This is a genomic window from Paraglaciecola sp. L3A3, assembly GCF_009796765.1.
In the GTDB taxonomy this organism is placed as follows: domain Bacteria; phylum Pseudomonadota; class Gammaproteobacteria; order Enterobacterales; family Alteromonadaceae; genus Paraglaciecola.
The window spans coordinates 4,077,806-4,095,708 of record NZ_CP047023.1 but is presented as its reverse complement, the minus strand read 5'-3'; the positions used below and the strand labels follow the sequence as shown (position 1 = coordinate 4,095,708).

Here is a 17,903-nt window from a genome sequence, read left to right as displayed (position 1 = left end):
CTAATACCAGACAGAGAAAAATACACGTAACACGTTGGCATTAAAGGCGAATAGAGGCTCTTCACCTACCGCTCCTTCAGCTAATACATTGCGAAAATCGTCGTACTTAAAGCGTATGTGATCTACTTCACCATTAACTGACCACTTTTTAAATGTGGCCGTACTAGATAAACTTTTTTCATAACTCACACTTAAGCCTACTGATAAGTTAGAAAAGGTACTGAGTTCTTTATCTCGTGCCATGAAATTAAATTCATTTTCACGGCTAAATAAGTCTTGATAGAAATCCGCTTTATCTTGAGAATAAATACGACTTCGAATGTCGATAATCCATTCATCGCCAATAGTATGGGTGTAAGCTAACTTGGCATTTCTGCCTTTAATCCCCCAACTATCTTGATATACCCGAACTTCGCCATGTATTGATGCGCGGTATGCAAGATAATAGTTAGCGGTTAAGGCTAGAGCATTACTGCTACGTGAGTTGGGATATATTTCAGTGACAAAGCGGTAACCTTTTGCGGCCTGGGGGTCAACAAAACGAATGCTTCTGTAGGGGTTGTTCAAATAACCAGAATCAGAAATATTCTCTAGACTTAAGCCCATAATTAAGTTTTTAGTGGCGACTTGAGTAAGCCCCAGACCATATTTTTGTCTATCGGCTTGCTCTATAAAATTAGCATCACCGGTTTTGCCAACTTCGTCTTGTCCTCGTGCATAACTTAGGGATAGGGTGGTCAAGTCGCCAAAGAAATCTTGCGATAAACCTAAATATATAGAGCGTGCTTTAAAGTCATTTTCGTCACTTGCTGTGTAACTTAAACTGAGTATGGATTTGTTATGTAAGAAGTCTGCAGCCAGGGTGGTTTCTTTGCGCTCTTCTTGGTATTCACTTGCTGTGGCACGCACATCAATAGAGGCTCCAGAAATACTGTCCACATAATAATTGGCCGATATAGATACTTTATCGCTAATTTTTTTGCGCAATAAAACTGAAGGGCCATCGATACTCACTCCATCGCCATTATATGAATGATATAACGCATCGGAACGATCTTGTGGCAACACTGCCGCCCAACTACTGGCTGCAAGAAATAAGACCAAGGTACATAACCCGAGCTTAATCATTGACTGACTATAACTAGTTACACCCACAACCACCTCCTGCTCCGCCTTCCGCTCCTCTTGCCCCTTCTCTGGCTTCGAGTACGTGTTTCATATAGCTAGCTGTCACTGGATTGCGCCCTTGACTCATAATAGGATCTGCCAAATGACTTCTTTCATAAGGTTTGACCCAAGGCTCAATTTTGGTGGCGCAACCAGTCATCATCACAGTGCTGGCTAAGATGATGACATATTTAAATAAAGGTGATATCGACATGGGCTTACTCACGTATTAGTGCTTTAACCATTTTGGCGTACTTTTTTTCATCCCCAGATTTATAACCCATGTGTAAAAATCTTTGCTTGCCGTTGCGGTCGATAATGACTGTAGTTGGCATGGCACTGACATCGTATAATTGACTAACACTTGAACTTGGGTCAAAGAGGATGGGGTAGGTGACTTTTATATCGTCTAACAAAATATCGGCTTTATTTGAATCTTCATCCACATTAATGGCAAGTATGGTAAAGCCCAAATCTTGATAATCTTGTTGGATCTTTTCCATTTTAGGTAATTCTTCACGACATGGCCCACACCAAGACGCCCAAAAATTGATGAGTACCACATTGCCTCTTTGTTCTGATAACCGCATATTGGCTCCCTGATTGCTCTTTAATGTGAAGTCAGGAGCAAGTTTTTCAGTGGTGTCTGCTTGAGCCGTATAGCTAAAAATGATTAAAGATGTGGTCAATATATATAAAAAATGGGTGACAAGAGATTTCATAATTGTGTGTTCCTATTTTAAAAGAAAACCGACAAGCCAAGGCTAAATGCTAGGTTGTGAGTGGTTTTTTTCGGACCGATTATTTCACTATCAAATATTTGGTCTTTTCCGTCAAAACGCAGCACTAACCAGTCGGTTAATAACAAACGATAACCTGCGCCTATTGTCACTGTCATACGGTCATCGCCACCAAATTCGGTATTGCCCGCGCCAGCTTGAAGGTAAAAGTCTGAATTGAATACCCAGTTTTGGGTTATAAAGGTTTCGCCACTAAAACGGTAGCCTAATGATAAGTCGTAGTAACTATATTCTCTTTCTTCGTCCGTTAGAAAAGGTGCGCCACCACTGAGGATTTCGTAGCTAGTTTGCCCACCTTCGGCCACCCCATAGCTGGCCTCGGTGAAAACGCTTTCAGTTAGATGATAGGTTAACCGTAGGCCGGTAAGAGATGAGTTTGAAAAGTCTTCAATACTGATGCTGCCAAAAAACACACCAATTTCAAAATCTTCGGTATCTATGTCTGCTTCGTTAATATCTCGACGTTCAACCTTAGGTTCAATTACCATCGGGGGGGTTGCCCTAGTAGATGATGTTTGCTGGGAAAATGCACTAGGCGTTACCAAAAGTAGGCCTAAAAGAAAACTGCGAAACCAAGGTTCCATTGGTTTAACTCCTGTTGTTCGTCACGGTCGGTAATGACAAGTAAATTCTTGTATTCTAAGCGAATGATAAAATTACGGTTTAAGTAGTAACGGGCACCTAAGCCCAGTTCAAGGGCATCGCTATTGCGAACTTCGTCGCCACTTTGTACTAAACTGGCTTTTGGGGTAGTTCGAACTAAGCCGGCACCTAAAGATAGGTAAGGGCTCAAGCGCCATTCGGGAAACATAGAATGTTGTATTCTAAGCATTAGCAGTTCATTTTTTGAAAAATCACCTAAGGCTTGGGTATAGCTTAATTCTGTGGCAATGTTTTCGGTCCACACCCAAGAACCTGCAAAGGACAATCCATTAACGGAATCAAATGTACCCGCAAATATTGCTAGCTCTATATCTCGTTCGGCAAAATTAGCAAGGCTACCTTCCTTAATTTGCGTTTTTTCACCCGTTATATTTTTAGTTTGGTTGAGATCTGCCTGAGTGATCCAGCCCTGTTGTTTGTTACCTAACATGACTTTGAACCAATTTGTTCGGCGTTTTAAAACTGTGACCCATTCGCCTCGCTCAATCACCTGAAAAACAGGGTAACCACTTGCAGGGCCAGTGTGTACGTTGACAAAAGCTTGACTGATTTGTACTTCTGCCGTATCCGCTCTCACTTGGCTGCTAAGTAGGGTAAAAGCCATTAGGCTCAAATGAAGGAATACTCGTAACATGCTAATTAGCCGGAAAATCAAAAGGGTTATTGTAATTTTGTGCACCAATATCCATCCACTCTGCTAGTAATTTTAGTTCTACTGGGCTAAGCCAATTTTGATGTGAAGCGTTTGCAGCAAAAGGAGCAAAAAATCGAGAACTTGAACGGGCTCCGTTAGTGCTGACAGTGTTATTGACGCGAACTGTGGTAAATACTGGGATGGGCATTTCATTGGCATCTAGAATGAGCTCACCTTCTTCGTCGGTTTCGTATACAGGGTCGCCATTGCCGTCCAATACCTCAACTAATTTGTCTATGAGCACACCTTCGATAAGTTCTTGTTCATTGTCGGTAAATAGTAGCTCTCGGTAACTGGTCAGTAAATCGGCATTGTCAGTAGACACAGTAATGGTGAGGTCTAATTGCGCCGCTGGTATTTGGGTCATGCCATCCATATCAGCTGGGCTGTGACAACTGATACAAGTATGATCTTCTAGCAACAGTTCCATGTCATCGAACACTTGTCTAGATAATTCAAAGATAGGTTGAATATGTACAGGGTAATTAATGGTAATTCGGCACAGATTGTGCCAATTCTGTGCACAACTTGCAGAAATAGGCAGTGGAGTTTGCATATCTTGGTATGCATAACTGAAATCAGCGGAAGCGTCTTGCTCTGCTGAGTCAACCCAAATATCACTAAATTGAATATCAGCTTGAGGGTAAGCTAAGCCGTTGATGCGACTTTTTGTTTGTGCCATGGTTTCGCCGGCGTCGGCAAATAAATCTGGGTTCGTATTGGGGAAAGGTAAGCCATTTACCGCCGCCCCTAAATTAATGGAAGGAGTTTCTGCTGCTAATCGACCATGAGGGGCTTGGTTATTACTTTGGTGACAACCATTACAGGTTTTCACTTCGCCAGATGTCACTTGTAACCAGTTTTGATGACGTTGGCTAATTCGTTTGCCGTCTTTATCTAAAATGCTTAGAGCAATGGGCACATTGGCAGGCACTTGGAATTTGGCAGAGCCATCTGGCTCTACAGTGGCATAACCGACAATTTCTCGCATTAATTGATTACGGCTGCGACCATAAGCATCATTATCAAAATCTAAGGTATCGTCGTCTGGAATTGATACCCCTTTTATTATGCGAATAAAGCGAGCCGGTCGATTATCAGCCGAGGTTTGAGCAGGATCAGCCATCACTGCTAGCCCATTTGGGGTCGTATCTAGGCCAGCCATATCGTAAACGCTTCGAATATGAAGCGCCCCTGTATTGTTGTCTGCTAACTCAGTGTCAAATTCGACTGCTTGCTGTGCATTCGCTGGACTAGGACGAGACTCCATGGCGACGACTTCGGTATAAGCCATTCCTTCTGTTGGAATACTAACTAAGCTTTGGGTATTTTCATCTGGGTTATATATCCATAAACCATATAACTCTGGCGCCATTTCAATTGTATCTAAGGCTAATAATTCATCATTACAGGGCAGTATTTTACGGGCGATTGTTGAACCATCTTCGATGACTTGTTCTGGATCAAATACTCGGCATTGACTCCAGCTGAATAATTGTCTGCCACTGCCATCCCATAATGGGTAAACAGCAGCAAAATAGCCACCCGGTGAAATCTCTGTATTGATCTGTACATTGTCGAATAGGGCCGACTGCTGGGCATTGCCATTTATGCCAGGACTCGCTGCACTAGGTGTTTGTATGTCGATATAATTGGTGATATCTACTTCGACTATATCTGTTCCTAAGCGTGATTGTTGATAAGGTAATAGGCTCAGTAGAATTTTGTTATTCGGTGTTTCTTTGCTTTGTACAAAGTGTAAAGACTGATCTATGCCTTCTTGGTTGTGGCTATGACGGCCGTAGATGATTTCTAAATCACTGCCATCTGGGTTCATTTGATAAAGATGTATACCTTTATCGCCGCCCATTTGGTCCCAACGACTAAACAATATTTTGCCATTTTGTAACACTAAGGGGTCTAAATCGTGACTCTGATTAAAAGACACTTGTTCAATTTCAGAGCCGTCACTGTTGATCACATGTAATACCGAAGCAGGGCGTCGTAGGCTTTCTTCTAACCCTGAATATTGAGGTTTGCCTTCGTCTAACAATATCGCTTGGTTGGTACGTTGACGTGTTGAGCTAAACAAAATACGGCCATCTGGAAGATAGACTGGAGCAGTGTCTTGACCAGCCTCAGCAACAATATCTGAGCTGATAATGCGTCTTAACTCATCTGTGGTACGGTTGTATTCCCATATGTTCCAAGTGGGTTGTTCATCATCATTAGCACCTTCAATTTCTGGTGCACGCATGGAAAATAACAAGCGGTTGCCATCATAAGAAGCTTCTAAATCCTTTACATCATATAAAGGGGCTTCGCTAGCGTCTTCTGTGATGAAGGCTTGGTCGGTAATATTGATTTCGGTTTCTGTAGCACTGGCTCTAGCTTTAATATACAAGGCAGCGCCTGGCACAAATTGGCTTGGTTCCCGTAAATCAAACTCTACTGCTTGATTGTTTTCATCTATAGGTAAGCTGCGTTTTATAAAAGCAATTGGAATATCCACCACTACAGGATCAGGGGCTTGAGTTGAAGGCTCAATTGATACGTCTGAATTACAGGCACTCAACCCTAAAGCTGCTAAACAGCATAAAAATAAGGGTGAAAACAGTGCTATTTTCATATGTATCAATACCTTGCCTTGATAGAGGAATGTATATGTATATCAGATTTAAAATAATATGCTGATGTGCAAGTGTACAGATTTTCATTCTAAGGGATATAAAACAAGACTAATGGTTATACTTGCGCATAACTTTTAATACTTGGAAGTATAGCCTGATAAATGATTTATGGTGTTGGCGATGAAAAGTTGGTTTATTAGTTATGAAATTATATCCGCATGGGTCAGTGAGTATATTTTAAATTGGTCAATATAGGTGCTTAATGCAGCTTATATCGGTCCATCTATTATTATCAATCAAATGATAGGTACGTATTACGGGAGCATTCATATGGTTGGTTTTTATACTAAACCTACACACATTCGCAGGACCAAGTGGCAGCAAACGCTTATTTCATTCGTCGCTTTGATTTTATCTCATTCAAGTTTAGCTGGCCCTGCAGAGCAGGCTAAACGTATCCATGACCGCTTGGCTGGTGTGCCACCTTCTCAAGTTGTACTAGAACAAATGCGTACCTACATTAGTAATGGCGATACACGAGCTGCAGCAGATTTAGCTATGAATAATGCCAATTTTTATAATGTGACTTTAAAAAATTGGGTGGCACCTTGGACTAATGAAGAAAGTGATATTTTCGTACCACTGAATGATTATACTGCTACGGTAATTGGTATCGCTCGAGATGATGTGGATTTTAGGCAAATTTTAAGTGGCGATATTTTATATGTGGCAAACGCAAACTTAGCTCTGCCTGCATATTCGAATAACAATAATAATTTGTATCAAGCTCTGGATGAGCAGAGTATTGATTTACAAACGGCTTTAGTGGCGACAACTCAATCCGCAGTGACTGGGTTACCAGCTGAGGCAACAGCCGGGGTGTTGACCACTCGCGCAGCGGCAAAATCATTTTTTAAAGATGGCACTAATCGCGCCATGTTCCGTTTTACCCTAATCAATCATATGTGCACCGATCTTGAAGGATTAAAAGATACTAGCCTATCACCGGATAGAATTAGGCAAGATGTGTCACGTAGTCCAGGTGGCGACAGTCGCATATTTATTAACTCATGTTCGGGCTGTCATACGGGGATGGACCCATTAGCTCAATCATTCGCTTATTATGAATATGACTACAATGTAGAGTCAGATCCAAACGGTGAAAACGGCAGTTTGCAATACAATACTGAAGGTCAACTTGATGCTGACACTGGTAGTCGGGTTCAGGGAAAATACCATATCAACGGTAATAATTTCCCATTTGGTTTTGTCACCCCAGATGATAAATGGGACAACTATTGGCGTAAGGGGATTAATCAATTTCTGGGCTGGGATGATAGTTTACCAGGGGCGGGCAATGGCGCGAAAAGTATGGGCCAAGAGTTGGCTCACAGCCAAGCTTTTGCCCAATGCCAAGTGAAAAAAGTATTTCAAAATGTTTGTTTACGGTCTCCTCAAGATGCCACGGATAGAAGTCAAATCGATACTATAGTGAATAACTTCCAAGCAGATGGTTACAAAATTAAAGGCGTGTTTGCGAACGCCGCTGATTATTGTAAGGGAGAATAGAGATGAATAAATTTACTTGCTCTGGGCTCCTATTGATGGGTGTTGTCACGCTAACGAGTTGTGGGGGGAATGGTGTAGCAGAAGTTGTAGAAACGCCCTTGCCTCCAACAGATCAGCAACCTGTGGAAAATTACGCAGGGCCTGCACCGAGTACCGATGATATCCAAAACTTTAAATTAGCTCTATGGGACAATATCGCCACAGAAGACCGCTGTGGTGCCTGTCATGTACAAGGTGAACAATCTCCTAGTTTTGCTCGTAATGATGATATTAACCTTGCCTATACCGATACTAACCCTTTGATAACCTTAGACAGCCCTAAAGATTCTTTGTTAGTGACTAAAGTTGCGGGGGGGCACAATTGCTGGTTAAGCAGTGCGCAGGCTTGCGCTGATATTTTGACCACTTGGATCGCCAATTGGCGGGGTGATGAAGCGGTCGCTACCGAGATTGTACTTGAAGCGCCAATGGAAAAGACGCCGGGAGAAAATAAAAACTTTCCAGCCGATTCTCATTTGTTTTCTACGACAGTTTACCCCTTATTAACCGCTAATTGTGCCAGTTGCCATACCAATTCGGCTGCCATTCCTATTTCGCCGTATTTTGCTGCGGCAGATATAAATGAGGCATACGAGGCTGCGATCCCAAGATTAAATTTAGACTCGCCTATGGATTCTCGTGTTGTGGGCAGGGTACGTGATGAATTTCATAACTGTTGGACTGACTGTGCCTCTGATGCACAGTCCTTAGTGGCTGCTATTCAGGATATGGCCGATCAGATTGACACCACTGCATTAGACCCAAGCTTAGTTTATTCGAAAGCTTTAACTCTGTTTGATGGCACATTAGCCACAGGTGGTGGCCGGTTTGAGTCTAATCTAATTGCTAAATGGGAATTCAAAACCGGCAGCGGCAATACTGCTTTTGATACAAGCGGAGTAGAGCCAGCGTTAAATTTAACCTTAAGTGGTGAATATGATTGGGTCGGGGGCTATGGCATTCAATTAGCTGATGGTAAAGCTCAAGGCTCGACCACCAATAGTAAAAAAATTCATGATTTACTGACTTCAACCGGAGAGTTGTCTATCGAAGCCTGGATCGCACCTGCTAACGTCACGCAAGAAGGGCCAGCCCGCATTGTGAGTTATTCTGGAGGCAAAGACAGACGTAATTTCACCTTAGGACAAACCCTATATAATTATGACGTTTTGTTGCGTTCAGATCAGGGGGATGTCAATGGCATACCTATGTTGTCAACTGCAGATGGTGATGAAGATTTACAGGCTGCGTTGCAACATGTAGTAGTGAATTTTAGCCCTATTACTGGCCGACAAATATATGTAAACGGTGTTTTTACCGACGATCTAGATGAACAAACAGGCGCCATTTTAAACGAATGGGATGACAGCTTTGCCTTTGTCTTAGGTAATGAAGTGTCTGGCGATATGCCATGGGCAGGCACTATTCGTATGGTCGCTATGCATAATAGAGTGCTAGAGCCGGGGCAAATTATTAAAAACTTTGATGCAGGTATTGGACAAAAGTATTTTTTGTTATTTAACCTAAGTGAATGGCTGGCGACGGAACAAAGTTACATAGTGTTCAAAGTGAGCCAATTCGATAACTACAGCTATTTGTTTAGCGAACCATATTTTTACAACTTGAATAGCGAAGCGATCATCCCGGATGTCAGTTTGCAAGGTTTGACACTGGGTTTAAATGGCCGAGAGCTCACATTTGGCCAAGCTTACGCCAATCTAGATACGCAAATTAGCCCGCAAACTTATATCCCTGGAGAGGGACAGCCCTTATCTCGATTAGGGACGTTAGTGCAACTTGAAAAAGGCCCCGCTGCCGACGAGTTCTTCTTGTTATTCGATCAAATTGGCGAGTTCGAACATGTTCGGGTGGAAGCTGCCCCCCCAGCGACGGCGATAGCTGCAGATACTTTACCTCAGCCTGATATAGGCGTGAAAAACTTTGCCGAAATTAACGCTAGTATGTCGGTGATGACAGGCGTGCCACTTTCAAATGCTGGCACTAAACAAACTTTCGATACCTTATCTCAGCAATTACCATCGGTAACCAATATTGATAGTTTCTTGGCATCCAACCAAATGGCCGTCACTCAGTTGGCCATTAAGTATTGTGATGCATTAGTGTCGTCAACTAGTTTACGCTCAGCTTACTTTAGTGGATTTGATTTTTCGCAACCGGCCTCTACGGCTTTCACCACCGAGGTCAGGCAACAGCTAACGACTTCGTTGTTAGACAATATGTTAGGTAGTGATATCGAATCGCAACCCTCACGGCTTGATGTTGAAAATGAATTAAATCAATTAATTAGCCAACTTAGTGATTGCTCGGGTGACAAAGTATGTGACGCCCAGTATACCCAAACCATAGTTAAAGCCAGTTGTGCTGCCGTGTTAGGCAGTGCTGCTATGCTCATTCAGTGAGGACGACAATATGTTTAAACCATCATCAAAATCATTGAAAGACTTAGCCAAAGCGGCAAAACAAGCCACAGGCGATGCTGATGCCCCTTTGTTACATGAAAATCACGCCAAACCAGTGAGTAGACGTGAGTTTATCGCTCAAGGATTTTGTGCTGGCATGGCTACAGTTACCGCAGGTTCGGCGTTGAATTTATTTTCGGCGAATACTGCTAATGCAAGTTTATCTGCCGATCTAGAAGCACTAAAAGCCCAATGCGGTATTGCCACGCAAGGGGCGGGGAAAATTCCTTTTATTGTGTTTGATTTAGCCGGTGGGGCAAATATTGCGGGGTCGAATGTGCTGGTAGGGGGGCGCGGTGGACAAATGGATTTTTTAAGTACCTCTGGCTATAGCCGCCAAGGCTTACCCGGTGACATGGTGCCGTCTATTGCTAATCCTGATAAAGGACTCAGTGATTTTATTAACTCTGAGTTAGGTTTAGCTTTTCATAGTGATAGTGCTTTTTTACGAGGCATGTTAGAAAAAGTTAGTGTGGGTAATAGAGTCAATATTAACGGTGCAGTGATCCCCGCGCGTTCTGAAAACGATACAGGCAATAATCCCCATAACCCTATGTATGGCATTAATAAAGCAGGCTCTGATGGTTCGCTATTAACTTTAATAGGCTCAAGAAATACTGATTCTGGTGGTAACTCTATGGCACCCACCATGATGATTGACCCTAGTAAACGACCAACAAAAGTGGATAGGCCAACAGATGTGACAGGCTTAGTCGATACCGGTGATTTAATTGGTTTATTATCACAACAAGATTCAGTGGCAGTGATGGAGTCTATCCAGCGTATCAGTGACATGAAACTGAATAAAGTGAATACCAAAGTGACCTCAGACGAAGTGTTAAAAGACTTGGTGCGCTGTGGCTACGTAAAAAGTGCAGACATTGCCGATCGATTTGGTGATCCCAGTGCTCTCGATCCTGTGCAAGATATCGAAATAGTCGGGGATGGCGGGATATTTAGCCAAGAAGAATTTGATAGTGATGGTGAGTACAGAAAAACCGCTGCAGTAATGAAGTTAGTGATGAATGGTTTAGCGGGGGCAGGCACCATTACTATGGGCGGATTTGACTATCACACCGGTGATCGTTCAACCGGTGAAGTACGAGATCTAAGAGCTGGCCGCTGTATGGGCGCTTGTTTAGAATATGCAGCCCGATTAGGTGTGCCTTTAATGATGTATGTATGTTCTGATGGTTCGGTCGCCAGTAATGGCATGATTGACAATAGTGTGAATGGACGAGGCAAGGGCGTTTGGACCGGCGATAACTCCTCTACCGCTGCTTCATTCTTTATGGTTTACAACCCGAATGGCACGCCTGAACTTATGGGCGGCACCCCAGAACTCCAAGCCATGCAACAGCAAATTGGTTATATGCGTCGTGATGGCTCGGTAGAAACTGCTTCTACCCCTGCAGCCAATAACGTCAACTTACTGGTAGAAACCGTTATCTTGAATTATATGGCACTACATGGCGAACAAGGTCAATTTGCTAATTTGTTTCCTACCAATGGTTTAGGTAATAGCACCTTGATGGATAGCCTCACTGCCTTTCAACCTATAGTAAATGGCACGATTTAGGGTTTAGTACTAAGCCCGCCCCGTAAGGCATGACTTCGTCATTTATGCGCTGCGCGCACGGGGCATGGCTTCGCCACCAAAGCATTCGCTTCGCTTACCGTCATCCATGACGCTTTTGATGCGGCATCCCTGCCGCACCAGTTACTCTTTTTCAACAGCAAAAAAGAGTAACCAGAAAACGCCGCGCTTCGACCAAGTTCTATTACCTGCGCTACTTGCCTAATAGAGGTCGCAAAGAAGTTAGAACTAAATTCAAAGCAGTCATATACACTTCCCTGATGATCGGCACCCAACCTCAACATCCATGTTGAGCTGTTCAAGCTGGCGGAGCTTCGCTCCTAAATAATCAGCTTTCACCCATGTCATTTTCCTCTATTAGTCTGCGTTGCTCGGTGAACTTGGAGTCGCGGGGAAATTAAAAGCATCGGCTACGCCGACAAAGTCAAAAGCATGTGCTTCGCACACAGAGAAAAGCAGTAGATAGAAACTAGCAGATAGATTGAAGTGAAATAAAAAAATAAACACTTAAAGTTGTTGCTATCGTTGCAAAAACAGCATAACTGTCGTCCTTCCGGTGGGCTTTTGAGCTGAAATCCATTCTTTTGATTTTTAGTTCCGCATATTCGCAAGATCAAGGTGTTTACCCATATTTCGTCATGAATTAATTTTTGAACGGTCAAAAAATTAAATTATACAGATACTTAGAAAGTATGTTAAAAATAGAGAAAATTAATACGCTGCTTATCCCGTGTTTAAGCACGGGATAAGCAGGCTGATAAACTGTACAAAGGAAAGTTATGCAACGAATTCAAAGCATAGATTTAATGCGCTTAATTGCTATTTTAAGTGTGATAATTATACATACAACACCTTTTGATTCTTCTTCACATGATACTTTCTATTACTTGAAAATTATTTCTAACCAATTATCTAAATTTGCGGTCCCATTCTTTTTTATTATTTCGGGGTATTTTTTCCATATTAAATACCTTAAAACTAATTTGGATACAGCATCAGTTTTTGTAATCAAAAGGTTATTGATATTATTCATTTTTTGGTGTTTTTTTTATTTAATTCCTTGGAATGGGTCTATTCTGTTTGAAAATTTAATATCTAGATTTCAAACTAATCCATATAATACAATTCTAGAAGGAACTCAGATTCATTTATGGTTTCTGGTTTCATTAATCCTTTCTATTGCTATAAGTAATATATTTATTAGATTAAATCACAAACACTCTTTTTATTTACTCTCTGTATTTTCATTTTTATTATTTATTTTTGGTGTTATTGCCGGTAGTTGGTCTAAAACACCAATAGGGATTGATATTAACTTTAATACAAGGAATGGCCCTTTTTTTAGTACAATATTTTTTGTAACGGGCTTAGTTATTTCAAAGTTTAAAAATAAAGATAATTTTTTTAAACTTGGAGGAGTGTTACTTTTAATTGGTGCTTCTTTACAGATATCGGAATCATATTTTTTATATAAAAAATACAACGTTTTTTTTACTAATACAGATTATGTTTTTAGTACTTATATATTTGCGCTTGGTTTTTCGCTTTTAGCGTTATCTAATTCACCAAAACTATCTTCAAAATTAAGTGGGTTTGGTGTTTACACTCTTGGAGTTTATGCTGTTCATTTTTCTTTAATTTCTATGTTATCAAGTATCGATGCTCAAATAGATCATCTACTTTGGGAGGTTACGTACCCTTTTATTGTTTTATTAATTTCTTTAATTATAGCTATATTATTCAGCAAAATTAAGTTTATGAGACGTTTTTTTACATAATCGGGTAGCCGGATGCCAGAGCCCAGGGCGTTTCACTTCGGATAGTGCAGCGCAATCCAACCATCACGGAATCGATAAGGTGACGTCTGTGTACTAAAAACTGAATGTCTGCAATTGCACAGTGTCGATTGTGTTTTGTTTTTTCTGCCTTATGCTGCTTCGTTCAGCTCCACGCTGACTTTATCTGATTTTCATGTTTTCCTCTGTGCAGCAAAGCCTCTGTGCCCTCTGTGGGTTATATTCTTTTATCTTTGGCTTTTGATTTTACTGATCTATTCAGCTTCATTCTGCCTTTTCAAAGCACCAAATCTTTTGAATAATGCATTTTTCGTTGGTTATCCATAATGATGGCGTCATATCCTGGGGTGCGATTGATGAGGTCTATACCGTCTTTCACTCCTAGCACAAACACCGCGGTGGATAGGCCGTCATTCAAGGTGCTGCGTTTACCTATAATCGATACACTTTGTACTTGGTATGCTGACTTACCTGTTTTAGGTGAGAGGATATGATGATATCGCACACCATCTTGTTCGAAGTAACGTTCGTAATCGCCGCTGGTGGAAATGGCGGTATTGATTAAAGGAAGCGTTACTGCTTGGCGCTCTTTGTTGCGTGGATCTCGAATACCTACATGCCATGGTCGGCCAAGCCTATCCCCTAATAATTTGGTATCGCCACCTGCTGTGACTAACGCATGTTGAATCCCTAGATTTTTTAATAACTCGATGCTGGTGTCCACCACATGACCTTTGGCAATCCCCCCTAGATCGATTTTTACATCAGTATGATTGAAGTAAACACTAGTATTTGCTGGATCTAACTGGATATGTTTATAACTGATTGCTGATAAGGCTTTATCTATATCTTGTTGAGTGGGTTTATGCTTTTTTTGATAGTGATACAAAAATCCTACACTGGCGAAGGTAATATCAAATGCCCCTTGGGTTTCAGCTGACAGGCCCACTGAAAGTTGTAATAAATCGAACATTTCTTGTGATATTTTTACCGGCTGATGTGCGGCTAATCGATTAATTTTTGATAACTCGCTGCTATCGATATAGGGGCTCATTAATTGATTTATGCGCTGCATTTCTGTAAACACTGTTTGAATAGCATGAGTACCTAATTCAGGTTGTTCTGCCCATACTTCTACATGAATATTGGTGCCCATAATAGTCGCATTTTCTGTGTGCCATTCGGCTTGCGCTGATGCAGTGATAAAACAACAGGCAAAAAATATAATAAACAGTTTCATACATGGGCCTAAGGTGATTGTTAGGTGATAGCTTAACCTTAGTTATCAAAATTTTCGATTGGTTTTGAAATGTAAGATAGGGATGAAAAATTGGCAAACAAATAACAGCCTTAGGATCGTTGTAACCTTCTGTTACTTTCTGTAACTTTAAACCTTTGGTTTACTCTCGCTATTCCGTTAAACTGATGTCTAATTATTGTTAGAACATGAAATTATTTGGCCTGTTTAAGGTCTTATTCTTATTAGACTTATATTTAGGAAAATTATGAACAGTGTAAAAGTCTTATCGATAGGTGTTGTCGGTATGTTGATCCTCGCTACTTTTGTTATTTCACTTGACCGAGCTATTGCTGCGGTTGCTAGCACAAGTGCTCCAGTAACGGCTAAGGCAAATAATAATCAAGCGCTAGATTATACTCAAGTAGGGGATAAAATTAGACGTTCGTTACAGTTAAATGTTAGCTCTGTTGCAGAATCACCAGTGCAAGGTTTATTACAAGTCATGACTGAGAAGGGTTTATTTTACGTGAGCCAAGATGGTAGTTACTTCATGCAAGGACGTATTTTTAATCTTGATGAAGGGATGCGTAATGAAACAGAAGCTGCATTATCTGGCGCTCGTTTGTCTGGATTAGAAACCTTTAAAGATAATGTGATCGAATATAAAGCAGATAAAGAAAAGTATGTGGTGAATGTATTTACCGATATTACCTGTGGATATTGTCGTAAATTACATAATCAAATGGCAGAATATAATGATTTAGGTATTACTGTGCGTTATTTAGCCTTTCCTCGAGCGGGTCTAGGTGGGCAGTCTTATCACGACATGGTTTCAGTTTGGTGTGCAGCCAACCCACAAAAAGCAATGGATGACGCTAAAGCAGGTTCACAAGTGGCAGCTAAAAATTGTGATTCAAAAGTGGCTGAGCAATATGCATTTGGTCAAAGTATGGGCGTCAATGGCACGCCAAATATAGTGATGCCTGATGGTTCTGTTATACCTGGTTACCAACCACCAGAGCAATTAGAAGAAGCGTTAAAAGCCATCATGTAATTTTTATTGTCCGCTTGGGTTTGTCCAAGCGGCTTCACTCTATGCATACGGAATGATTTTATGCCAGCTGTGCAAATTAGCCGCAGAATCCACAAAAATGCCGACCATCTACCTCATTCAATTCACCCAAGATTAAGACAAATATATGCCGACAGAGGCGTAGAAAACGCCGAACAATTGAGTCGTAGTGCCCAAGCATTATTGCATTATCAATTGTTGAGCGGCATCGACCAAGCTGTTGAATTATTATGTCAAGCCATAGCTGAAAACAAAAAAATAATGATAGTGGGCGACTTTGATGCTGATGGCGCTACCAGCACAGCACTGAGTATTTTGGCGTTACGTGGTATGGGGGCCAATAATTGTGATTTTTTGGTGCCTAACCGATTCGATTTTGGTTATGGTTTAAGCCCTGAAATTGTCGAAGTGGCCGCGTCACAACAGTCTGAAGTTTTAGTGACTGTCGACAATGGAATTAGTTGTTTTGCTGGTGTTGAAAAAGCTAAGGCTTTGGGAATGACAGTAATTATTACCGATCATCATTTAGCCGCTGAAACTTTGCCTAACGCTGATGCTATTGTGAATCCTAATCAACCGGGTTGTGATTTTTTATCGAAAAATTTAGCCGGTGTTGGAGTGGCATTCTATTTAATGCTGGCTTTAAGAGCCAAATTAAAAGCCAATGCTTGGTTTGTAAACAAACAAATTCCGATGCCTAACTTAGCTGATCTTTTAGATTTAGTCTCTTTAGGCACAGTGGCCGATGTGGTGCCCCTTGATGAAAATAATCGTATCTTAGTGCATCAAGGATTACAGCGTATCCGTAGTGATAAATGTCGACCTGGGATCCAAGCTATTTTAGAAGTCGCGGGCAAAGACAAAAGTCGTCTGGTGGCCTCTGATTTAGGTTTTGTCGTGGGGCCAAGACTTAATGCTGCTGGGCGTTTAGATGATATGTCTTTGGGGATAGAATGCTTATTGACTGATGACTCAGGCAGAGCCAGACAGATAGCGGTGCAGCTCGATAGTCTCAATCGAGAAAGACGAGAAATTGAAAGTTCGATGCAACAAGAAGCTGTAAAGGCTCTTGATTCGTTAAACATTGAATCCGCTAATTTACCTTATGGCTTGGTGTTATACCAAGCTGATTATCACCAAGGGGTGATTGGTATTTTGGCTGGGCGTATCAAAGATAAATATCACAGACCGACTATTGCGTTTGCTCATCAAGATGATGAAACCTTAAAAGGTTCGGCTCGTTCTATTCCTGGTTTACATATTCGTGATTTATTAGAAGAGTTGAATAGCCGTTATCCTGATGTAATAGGTAAATTTGGTGGTCATGCTATGGCGGCTGGTTTAAGTTTGCCGCTGAAAAACTTAGAGGCATTTCAACGAGTTTTTAATCAAATTGCGGAAGAAAGTTTGCGAGATAAACCTCTAGCTGGCGAGTTGATTTCTGACGGAGAATTGCAGGCGGCCGATTTTACTTTGGCTTTTGCGCAAACCTTAAAAAGTGCAGGACCATGGGGCCAAGGTTTTCCTGAGCCACTGTTCGATGGTGATTTTCAGCTAATGGAACAAAAAATAGTGGGCGTTAAACATCTAAAAATGATGGTTAAACACCCAAGTGGATTATTGTTTGATGCTATTGCTTTTAATATTGACCCCGATATTTGGCCTAATCCAAGATGTTCTACTGTGAATTTGGCTTATAAGTTAGATATCAACGAATTTCGCGGCAGAACCAACTTACAGCTTATGGTTGAAGGTTTGATCCCAGTTTAATTTTTACACTCGCAGTTTATATATTTATGAAGTTAGCGAAAAGTGCTAAACTTGTTTTTTTCAGCTAACTCTAAAGTGGCCATGGCAAAAAAATCTGATGTAGAAAAATTGCTCGATAAACACGATAACCTCACTCACTCTGAAGAGATGACTGTGGTATCACATGTTCAACGCAAAGATGACGATTGGTTTATGAATACCTTATTGGTAGAAGGCACTGATGTACCTTTCAAATTCCGCCGTCGAAAAGTCTACAAAAATCTAACGGGTGCGCGGGTGAATTTGACTTATTACCCTATGACCGAAGAAATTGCGGGCATGGAGTTTGAAGCAATGAAAGTGGTACGCATAAAAGTTAGCTAGCTCACAACTCAATCTATTTTTCA

The 17,903-nt window shown here is 41.3% G+C and carries 14 protein-coding genes; 7 read left to right on the top strand and 7 right to left on the bottom strand.

What is annotated here, in order from left to right:
- The 6 genes from GQR87_RS17035 to GQR87_RS17010 are packed head-to-tail and all read right to left on the bottom strand — an operon-like array spanning position 1 to position 5,953.
- Positions 1-1,155, bottom strand: coding sequence for a DUF3570 domain-containing protein (locus GQR87_RS17035; protein WP_233267304.1), 1,155 nt, complete (start codon positions 1,153-1,155; stop codon positions 1-3).
- Complete coding sequence (locus GQR87_RS17030) at positions 1,142-1,330, bottom strand: DUF4266 domain-containing protein (protein ID WP_370459642.1); 189 nt, start codon at positions 1,328-1,330, stop codon at positions 1,142-1,144. Before GQR87_RS17030 ends, GQR87_RS17035 begins: the two co-directional genes overlap by 14 nt.
- Positions 1,331-1,385: 55 nt before the next feature.
- Positions 1,386-1,889: a TlpA disulfide reductase family protein gene (locus tag GQR87_RS17025; RefSeq protein WP_158971399.1), complete on the bottom strand. Its 504-nt coding sequence runs from the start codon at positions 1,887-1,889 to the stop codon at positions 1,386-1,388.
- Positions 1,890-1,906: 17 nt separating this feature from the next.
- Entirely contained in the window at positions 1,907-2,551 is a 645-nt protein-coding gene (locus GQR87_RS17020) for an outer membrane beta-barrel domain-containing protein (RefSeq protein WP_158971397.1), read from the bottom strand.
- Positions 2,521-3,264 carry an SH3 domain-containing protein gene (locus GQR87_RS17015; RefSeq protein ID WP_158971395.1) on the bottom strand — a complete coding sequence of 248 codons (744 nt, stop codon included), beginning with the start codon at positions 3,262-3,264 and terminating at the stop codon, positions 2,521-2,523. The genes GQR87_RS17020 and GQR87_RS17015 overlap by 31 nt, the downstream gene beginning before the upstream one ends.
- Position 3,265: 1 nt before the next feature.
- Positions 3,266-5,953 (bottom strand): hypothetical protein, encoded by a 2,688-nt coding sequence (locus GQR87_RS17010; protein ID WP_158971393.1) that lies wholly within the window; start codon positions 5,951-5,953, stop codon positions 3,266-3,268.
- Between the two features lie 331 nt (positions 5,954-6,284).
- Between GQR87_RS17010 and GQR87_RS17005 the strand changes: the two genes are divergently transcribed.
- The 4 genes from GQR87_RS17005 (at position 6,285) to GQR87_RS16990 (ending at position 13,417) form a co-directional block, all read left to right on the top strand.
- Positions 6,285-7,523: a hypothetical protein gene (locus GQR87_RS17005; protein ID WP_233267303.1), complete on the top strand. Its 1,239-nt coding sequence runs from the start codon at positions 6,285-6,287 to the stop codon at positions 7,521-7,523.
- 2 nt (positions 7,524-7,525) lie between these two features.
- Positions 7,526-9,982, top strand: a complete 2,457-nt coding sequence (locus tag GQR87_RS17000) for a LamG domain-containing protein (RefSeq protein ID WP_158971391.1) — start codon at positions 7,526-7,528, stop codon at positions 9,980-9,982.
- 10 nt (positions 9,983-9,992) lie between these two features.
- On the top strand, positions 9,993-11,621 hold the full coding sequence (locus GQR87_RS16995) for a general secretion pathway protein GspF (RefSeq protein ID WP_233267302.1): 1,629 nt from the start codon (positions 9,993-9,995) through the stop codon (positions 11,619-11,621).
- Positions 11,622-12,418: 797 nt separating this feature from the next.
- A complete protein-coding gene (locus GQR87_RS16990; RefSeq protein WP_158971389.1) occupies positions 12,419-13,417 on the top strand; it encodes an acyltransferase in 999 nt (332 codons plus the stop codon).
- 295 nt (positions 13,418-13,712) lie between these two features.
- Here the strand turns inward: GQR87_RS16990 and GQR87_RS16985 are convergent, their stop codons facing one another.
- Positions 13,713-14,675 carry an FAD:protein FMN transferase gene (locus tag GQR87_RS16985; RefSeq protein WP_158971387.1) on the bottom strand — a complete coding sequence of 321 codons (963 nt, stop codon included), beginning with the start codon at positions 14,673-14,675 and terminating at the stop codon, positions 13,713-13,715.
- Positions 14,676-14,979: 304 nt separating this feature from the next.
- Here GQR87_RS16985 and dsbC point away from each other — a divergent pair, with 304 nt between their 5' ends.
- The 3 genes from dsbC (at position 14,980) to GQR87_RS16970 (ending at position 17,880) form a co-directional block, all read left to right on the top strand.
- Entirely contained in the window at positions 14,980-15,729 is a 750-nt protein-coding gene (gene dsbC, locus GQR87_RS16980; protein ID WP_158973067.1) for a bifunctional protein-disulfide isomerase/oxidoreductase DsbC, read from the top strand.
- A gap of 69 nt (positions 15,730-15,798) precedes the next feature.
- Positions 15,799-17,517 (top strand): single-stranded-DNA-specific exonuclease RecJ, encoded by a 1,719-nt coding sequence (gene recJ, locus GQR87_RS16975; RefSeq protein WP_199271761.1) that lies wholly within the window; start codon positions 15,799-15,801, stop codon positions 17,515-17,517.
- An 81-nt stretch (positions 17,518-17,598) separates the two neighbouring features.
- Positions 17,599-17,880, top strand: coding sequence for a hypothetical protein (locus GQR87_RS16970; RefSeq protein WP_158971384.1), 282 nt, complete (start codon positions 17,599-17,601; stop codon positions 17,878-17,880).
- Positions 17,881-17,903: the final 23 nt, after the last annotated feature.

Bases quoted from the DNA above. Each gene is read 5' to 3' on its own strand.
- GQR87_RS17015 (WP_158971395.1), bottom strand. From the start codon at position 3,264: ATGTTACGAGTATTCCTTCATTTGAGCCTAATGGCTTTTACCCTACTT.
- GQR87_RS17020 (WP_158971397.1), bottom strand. From the start codon at position 2,551: ATGGAACCTTGGTTTCGCAGTTTTCTTTTAGGCCTACTTTTGGTAACG.
- GQR87_RS16995 (WP_233267302.1), top strand. From the start codon at position 9,993: ATGTTTAAACCATCATCAAAATCATTGAAAGACTTAGCCAAAGCGGCA.
- GQR87_RS16985 (WP_158971387.1), bottom strand. From the start codon at position 14,675: ATGAAACTGTTTATTATATTTTTTGCCTGTTGTTTTATCACTGCATCA.
- GQR87_RS17010 (WP_158971393.1), bottom strand. From the start codon at position 5,953: ATGAAAATAGCACTGTTTTCACCCTTATTTTTATGCTGTTTAGCAGCT.
- GQR87_RS17030 (WP_370459642.1), bottom strand. From the start codon at position 1,330: ATGATGACTGGTTGCGCCACCAAAATTGAGCCTTGGGTCAAACCTTAT.
- GQR87_RS17025 (WP_158971399.1), bottom strand. From the start codon at position 1,889: ATGAAATCTCTTGTCACCCATTTTTTATATATATTGACCACATCTTTA.
- GQR87_RS17000 (WP_158971391.1), top strand. From the start codon at position 7,526: ATGAATAAATTTACTTGCTCTGGGCTCCTATTGATGGGTGTTGTCACG.
- GQR87_RS16970 (WP_158971384.1), top strand. From the start codon at position 17,599: ATGGCAAAAAAATCTGATGTAGAAAAATTGCTCGATAAACACGATAAC.
- GQR87_RS17005 (WP_233267303.1), top strand. From the start codon at position 6,285: ATGGTTGGTTTTTATACTAAACCTACACACATTCGCAGGACCAAGTGG.
- GQR87_RS16990 (WP_158971389.1), top strand. From the start codon at position 12,419: ATGCAACGAATTCAAAGCATAGATTTAATGCGCTTAATTGCTATTTTA.
- dsbC (WP_158973067.1), top strand. From the start codon at position 14,980: ATGTTGATCCTCGCTACTTTTGTTATTTCACTTGACCGAGCTATTGCT.